The organism is Spirosoma sp. (genome assembly GCF_048594605.1).
GTDB lineage: Bacteria > Bacteroidota > Bacteroidia > Cytophagales > Spirosomataceae > Spirosoma.
On the sequence record NZ_JBMDWV010000367.1, the window covers coordinates 21,010 to 27,365 of the forward strand.

The 6,356-nt window shown below is 44.1% G+C and carries 6 protein-coding genes; 3 read left to right on the plus strand and 3 right to left on the minus strand.

The window, feature by feature from the left end:
• Window positions 1-80 precede the first annotated feature (80 nt).
• From ACOJS8_RS23020 to ACOJS8_RS23030, 3 genes are all read left to right on the plus strand, one after another.
• Entirely contained in the window at window positions 81-530 is a 450-nt protein-coding gene (locus ACOJS8_RS23020; protein WP_420150906.1) for a PaaI family thioesterase, read from the plus strand.
• Window positions 531-1,177: 647 nt separating this feature from the next.
• Window positions 1,178-3,199: a hypothetical protein gene (locus ACOJS8_RS23025; RefSeq protein WP_420150911.1), complete on the plus strand. Its 2,022-nt coding sequence runs from the start codon at window positions 1,178-1,180 to the stop codon at window positions 3,197-3,199.
• Between the two features lie 127 nt (window positions 3,200-3,326).
• Window positions 3,327-3,728 carry a PPC domain-containing DNA-binding protein gene (locus ACOJS8_RS23030; RefSeq protein ID WP_420150912.1) on the plus strand — a complete coding sequence of 134 codons (402 nt, stop codon included), beginning with the start codon at window positions 3,327-3,329 and terminating at the stop codon, window positions 3,726-3,728.
• A gap of 101 nt (window positions 3,729-3,829) precedes the next feature.
• Here the strand turns inward: ACOJS8_RS23030 and ACOJS8_RS23035 are convergent, their stop codons facing one another.
• From ACOJS8_RS23035 to ACOJS8_RS23045, 3 genes are all read right to left on the minus strand, one after another.
• Window positions 3,830-4,426, minus strand: coding sequence for a bifunctional nuclease domain-containing protein (locus ACOJS8_RS23035; RefSeq protein ID WP_420150907.1), 597 nt, complete (start codon window positions 4,424-4,426; stop codon window positions 3,830-3,832).
• Between the two features lie 95 nt (window positions 4,427-4,521).
• A complete protein-coding gene (locus ACOJS8_RS23040; protein WP_420150908.1) occupies window positions 4,522-5,484 on the minus strand; it encodes an electron transfer flavoprotein subunit alpha/FixB family protein in 963 nt (320 codons plus the stop codon).
• A gap of 82 nt (window positions 5,485-5,566) precedes the next feature.
• Window positions 5,567-6,304: an electron transfer flavoprotein subunit beta/FixA family protein gene (locus ACOJS8_RS23045; protein WP_420150909.1), complete on the minus strand. Its 738-nt coding sequence runs from the start codon at window positions 6,302-6,304 to the stop codon at window positions 5,567-5,569.
• Between the last annotated feature and the right edge of the window lie 52 nt (window positions 6,305-6,356).

Genomic DNA, 6,356 nt, shown 5'->3' on the forward strand with positions numbered 1-6,356 from the left:
CTTTAAAACTTCACAAGAAAGTCCACAAATTATCGCATCTTACGTGTCTATGACTTAGTTTAATACTATTTTTAGTGGATATGGACAATATCGCAAACCGCCGTCTTGATTTCCTGCGTAATCGAGTAGGGCAACCAATGAGTGATAGTATTTCGCCTTTAGGCCGTTGGCTGAGAGGTACAGTTCGAAGAGCAGAGTACGGACATTTAGTTGTTGATTTTCTTATTCGAGAAGAAATGACAAACCCGGCAGGTATACTGCATGGTGGCGCTGCGGCCGCCATGCTAGATGATTTAATTGGAACTATGGTATTTGCCCTTGGTCGTGAATACGCTTATACATCTGTAAACCTAAATATTGACTTTTTGAATGCGGCTCGGATCGATGAAATTGTTACAGCCACTGCGGAAGTTGTAAGGGAAGGTAAAAATATTGTCCACTGCGAAGGACGTATTATGGGGAAAGATGGAAAAATTGTTGCCAAATGCACAACGAATTTAATCCAGACATCTATAAAACTGATAATATAAAGCTATAATGCACCAAGAAAAGGACCGTAGCATAGATAATTGGCAGCAGGACAGCAAAACACTAATTATTTAAGAGTAGTATACCTATTTATTTTCTTATCATCTTATTATTACTATTATTGAGATTAGTTTCATAGATAAGAGCTGTAAAATGCCCGTCGATATATCTAATGCTAATATTATCATGTTATCGGTTAGTAACTAACGATGCGAATTTATGTACCAGCAGCCTATACGCTTTATCTACAGACATTGAAAAAATATTGAAATAATAGATTGACTTTTGCAATTCAGTCTTAACATTGCAAAAAAAAGTGGATTATTGGACCATCGATTGGATGGTCTGTGTGGCGGGCCAGCTTCGTTTGGCCATTCTTTTAGGGAAACATCGCTTCAGGCTAATATAATTTGTATTTATTTGCAGTCTGAAGAAACATTTGTTTGAGAAATTAGTCATAGTAGGAACTGCGGGAGAATGTATAGAACTCGATCAGTATTGACTGTTTTAACAAGTGAATGTCCATTAACAATGGTGGTCGTTTCCTAAATATCCACAGCCGCACCCGAAAAAGAACGTTTAGATAGGAACATTGCGTCAAATTAACTCAATAAATATGCGAACATTTATCCAACAACACCCTCTGAGGATGCTGGCTGGACTCGTGTTGCTAAGTTTTGCAATACCTTCTGTTACCCTTGCTCAACAGACTGACACAGTCCGGGTTCAACCCACTACAGTAAGTCCATCTGGCACCACAACAACCTCTGGAAGAAGTTACGAACGCGAAAGAATTTATCGGTTAGGTAAAGGTATCTACACCGATACGTTGCGTAGAAGTGACTTTAAGGCACAGGCCAGTGATGTTGCCGAACTGGATGACTGTGATACAACTTTTCAAACGTTTATTTTAGTAAGACGATTATCTCCCTGGAGAATAGGGCTTTATGCAGGCCCCAATTTTGCTTATTGTGGTACCTGGGAAAATACATTTGGCCCAAACAAACGGGATCAGACATTATATAACGGAGCTGGATTTAACATAACAGCAAACGTTGATTATTTTCTGACACCAGCCACCCGGCGATTACGGTTTGCTGTAGGAACTGCTTTCGGTTATCAGAACTACATCACACGTAGTATCTACCGGGACTATCTGTATAATCTGGCTGCTTCGCTTACGCCGTCAGTTCCGCAGAATCAAGTTACCATTCGTCAACGTGCTTCGGAAGATATGTTCCTGACAATTGGACCAGCACTGACGTTTACACTAGCCCGTAGCCGTAGAAACCCTGATGCGACAACGTTCATCGAAGCTGCTGCTCGTGGTGGACTGTTCCGGACAGAGGCTGCTACTATTGCCGCATACATCCCATCGCAAGGTACACTGCCTCCTGGCGCGGTGCCATCGCTGGTAGACGGCGGACGTCTTCTCCGTTCAGTTAACCCAAGCCCAACTCTTTATCATCTAGGAGCAATCGGTTCTCTTGGGGTTTTCTTCCCACTGCGGAATAATTGGAATATAGGCGTTCAGGGACAAGGCTTTATAACACGTTTGAACTACATGATTGTTAATGGAATAGACAATCAGTTATATGAGTTTAAGCGTAAACACGGCGGATTTAGTGTCGGATTAGCTGTTCGGAAAGGATTTGTTCAGAAGAAACTTATACCTAAAGCTCCTGTCACCTGCCCGACTTGCGAACAGATTCCTGAGTTGAATATTCGCTTTAATGGCGCTTCACTTAAGGGAGCATCGCTTGCTTATGTTGATAGCACAGACGAGCAAAAGTATGCAGCTGTCAACAAAACAGCAGTCGCTCCAACAATTAGCTGGCGTAGTACGACGCCCAATCCGCGAAACGAAACATTTACAGCTCGTTTGTACTATCGTCCGGATTCAGTTGTTGCAGGAGCAACAGATCAGGTTATTGCTCAGTTAGAAAACACTACGGACACAACCCTGACTTTCCCAACAGCATACTTCTCAAATGGTCAGCTAAGTCCTGGTTTCTATTACGTAACGCTTCACAACAAACAGACTGCTAAATGCGGTACTTGTATGAGTGAAGTAACAACGTCTAGTTTTGCGAGTCTTCCTGACAAGAAAAAACCAGTTGATTGCAAATACAATCACAAACTGGAGCGCCTGGAAGTATTCTACCGTACGCCATACACACGTGAAGTGGCTAATGTCTGCTACTGTAACGGCACAATCACATCGGTTGGTGATACGGTTACCCGCCTACGCTACCGTGGCCTGAACCGCCGTCTGGCAACTGGAGAAATCTCATTCGACACGAACACAGTTATTCTGAATATTCGTGATCTGCCAGGCGATTTAGCCCAACAACTGCAGGCTGAGAAAGCTAAAATCGAAAGTGGTAAAGCACTTCGCTTCAAAGGCCGGAACAGAAGACCACAAGTATCTTACTTCCGCGCTGTGTTTACCGTTACGAAACTACCATGCAATGGTCAACCAGAACAAGTTGTGGGTAGCTTCAACACAACGATCAGCGACAATACGTTCTCGATCACCGATCTGAAACCTCTGACAGATGCTCAGAAAGCCAAATTACTGGCACCACCTGCACCCGTCAAGAAAAAAGCGACACGTCGCCGGGGTGGTAACAGTGGTCGTCGCGACGATGCAATGTTCGGAGTAGAATAAGGAGATTGAGTAGCAAAAAAGACCGGGAGCCAGCGCTTCCGGTCTTTTTGTTTGCAGCATTGTAGACACTTTTAATGCATTGCGAAGACTTGAACGTTTATAAATTTATACTGATGTGGAAGCAAGCATGAGTACATATTCTTGTCGGCTCAAACCAGGACAAGATTTAAAGAAAGAAATAGATAATCTGGTCATAAGGAATAGTATTACGGCAGGCGTTATAGTAACTTGTGTTGGGAGCCTGACAGATGTGACTGTTCGATTAGCTAATCAATTAGAACCGACTACATGGCGTGGGCACTTCGAAATTGTATCACTTGTTGGAACTCTTTCTACGAATGGTTGTCATTTGCACTTAGGTGTGGCAGGCTCAACAGGACAAACGCTAGGCGGTCATGTGTTGGAAGGGTGCACAGTATATACGACGGTAGAATTGGTTATTGGCGTAATGCAGGATCTAAATTATAGTCGTAAGATAGATCCTACGTTCGGCTACAAAGAGCTGATAATTCGAAAGCGGGAAGCGTAGCATTTAGGCCAGGCTCATGTTTACAAACAGAAAAGCCATCCAATGGATGGCTTTTCTGTTTTAAAGAAGTCGATAACATTAGATGCTACTACGTTGATCGGTTAATTCCGTTTACTCATCTCGTCGCGAATTTTGGCAGCCCGCTCATATTCTTCGTTACCAAGTGCTTCTTCAAGCATGCGTTGTAACTCTTCAGAAGAGGCATTTTTCAACTGATCACCGAACGACCGTGACGTGGAACGATTCGATGACCGAACTAATTCCTCCTGCTCTTCCTCTTCATCATTTCCGCTGGCTGTTATTCCTGCTTCTGACAAGATCGATTCATTCGTATAAATTGGTACGTCAAACCGAATACCAATAGCAATTGCATCAGAAGGGCGAGCATCAATAACGGATTCTCGTACACCGTCGAAGCATACAATCTTGGCGAAAAAAATACCTTCGCGCAGATCCGATATCATAATTTCGCGAACCGTGAACTTGAACTGTTCAGCAAATTGCTTGAACAGGTCGTGCGTCATTGGGCGATTCGGAACAATCTTTTCTATTTCAATGGCAATAGCTTGTGCTTCAAACATACCAATGATGATAGGCAACCGTCGATTGCCATATTCTTCTCCTAACACCAGTGCAAACGAGCCTGACTGCGACTGACTGGGGGATAGTCCTAATATTTCCAGCTTGATTTTATCCACGGCGTAAAAATAGCAATTTTAGTCGTCAGTCGTCGGTCAATTTACCAGAGTAATTTCAGGTTTTTTACTGATGGCTATTGACTGACGACTGGTAGCTATAGAGCCTGCACTGCTTTCGTCAAGCGTGGCAGTACGTCGAAAACATCGCCGACTATGCCATAATCTGCTGACTTGAAAAACGGAGCCTCTGGGTCTTTGTTGATAACAACAATTACCTTTGAGGAGTTTACGCCAGCTAAATGTTGTATAGCACCGGATATGCCACAGGCAATGTATAGATTAGGACTAATCTTTAGACCCGTTTGACCGACGTGCTCAGAGTGAGGGCGCCAATCCAGATCAGAAACCGGTTTTGAACAGGCAGTAGCAGCTTGGAGCGCTTTCGCCAAATCCTCAACAATTCCCCAGTTCTCAGGTCCCTTCAGGCCGCGGCCTGCTGATACGACCAGATCAGCTTCGGGTAACAGGATATCACCTGACGATTTTTCCGTGCTTTTTACAGAAATCACAAAATCATTATTATTCAAGGCAGGAGCAAAGGACTCCACAGTTGCTGAGGCATCCTTCTCCTCTGTCGCGATCGTGTTTTTCTTGATCGCCAGAATCTTTACATCAGCTTTTAAGTCATTATAGGCAAATGCTTTACCTGTATAAATGCTGCTCTTGACACGAAATCCGTTAGACAGATCAGGTAGTTCAATCACGTTGGCAGCCAGCCCCGCTTTTAACTTGCCAGCTAATCGGGCCGTCATAGCGTCAGCTAGCGATGATTTGGCTAGTACGATTACGTTGCTGCCCTCCTGTTGAGCCGCTGCAGCCACAACTGTAGCGTAGGCCATCCCATTTGGCTCAGTCAATTTTGCGTCTGCTGCATGTAGCACTTTAATGACACCAAACCGGCCGGCTGCGGCCAGTTCACTGTCATCGGCCTGACCAATCACAACGGCTGTAGCCGACGTACCAGTCATTTCAGCAACTTTAGCGCCATAAAAAATGGCTTCTTGCGACGATTTTCTAATCTTACCTTCGTCTAATTCAGCAAATATGAGGACTGACATAATTTTATATATTAGAAGTCAGCAATCGTTAAAAACAGCTGGAGATGCTATTGATTGACGACCGCTGATTGACGATTTAATTTTAAATTACTTTCGCTTCGGTGTGAAGGAGTCGAATAAGGGTTTCAGCCTGATCAGCAGGAATCATTTTTACCGCACCTCTGGGAGCCGGAAGTTCGTAACCAACAACCTTTGTTAGTTTGTCGGTACTTGTTGGCTCCACTACGCTGAGCGGTTTAGTACGGGCTGTCATTATACCACGCATATTGGGGATTTTCCATTCCGCAATAGGTTCCTGGCAGCCCAATATCAGTGGTAATTTAGCTTCCAGACTTTCTTTGCCTCCTTCTATTTCGCGCGTTATTTGAGCTGTATCTCCATCCAAATCAAGTTGCATAACCGGGGAGATAGAAGGTATACCTAGCATCTCACCAACGATTCCATGAACCTGACCACCATTGAAATCGATAGATTCGCGACCCATCAGAATTAAGTCGTAATTGTTTTTCTGAGCGATAGCAACAATTTGCTCAGCAACAAAGTAGGCGTCAGTGGGTTCGGCATTCACGCGGATAGCATCATCAGCGCCGATGGCCAGGCATTTACGAATGACGGGTTCGGAGTCAGCTTCGCCTACGTTAAGAACGGTTATAGTTGCTCCCGTTTTTTCTTTTAACTCAACGGCCCGGGCCAGCGCATAATCATCATAAGGGCCTGTAATGAAAGTCACCCCTGCTTTGTTCAGTTTGGTGTTACCGTCCGTAAAGGCAATTTTGGTGGTGGTATCGGGTACACTGGTCACACACACTAAAATCTTCATGCTTATTGGAGTTTTGTGGTTTTATGGGCAATCGTTACTAGTCAGCAATCGA

Excerpts from the sequence above, each read along its gene's own strand:
- ACOJS8_RS23020 (WP_420150906.1), top strand. The coding sequence starts at position 81 with ATGGACAATATCGCAAACCGCCGTCTTGATTTCCTGCGTAATCGAGTA.
- ACOJS8_RS23045 (WP_420150909.1), bottom strand. The coding sequence starts at position 6,304 with ATGAAGATTTTAGTGTGTGTGACCAGTGTACCCGATACCACCACCAAA.
- ACOJS8_RS23025 (WP_420150911.1), top strand. The coding sequence starts at position 1,178 with ATGCTGGCTGGACTCGTGTTGCTAAGTTTTGCAATACCTTCTGTTACC.
- ACOJS8_RS23030 (WP_420150912.1), top strand. The coding sequence starts at position 3,327 with ATGAGTACATATTCTTGTCGGCTCAAACCAGGACAAGATTTAAAGAAA.
- ACOJS8_RS23040 (WP_420150908.1), bottom strand. The coding sequence starts at position 5,484 with ATGTCAGTCCTCATATTTGCTGAATTAGACGAAGGTAAGATTAGAAAA.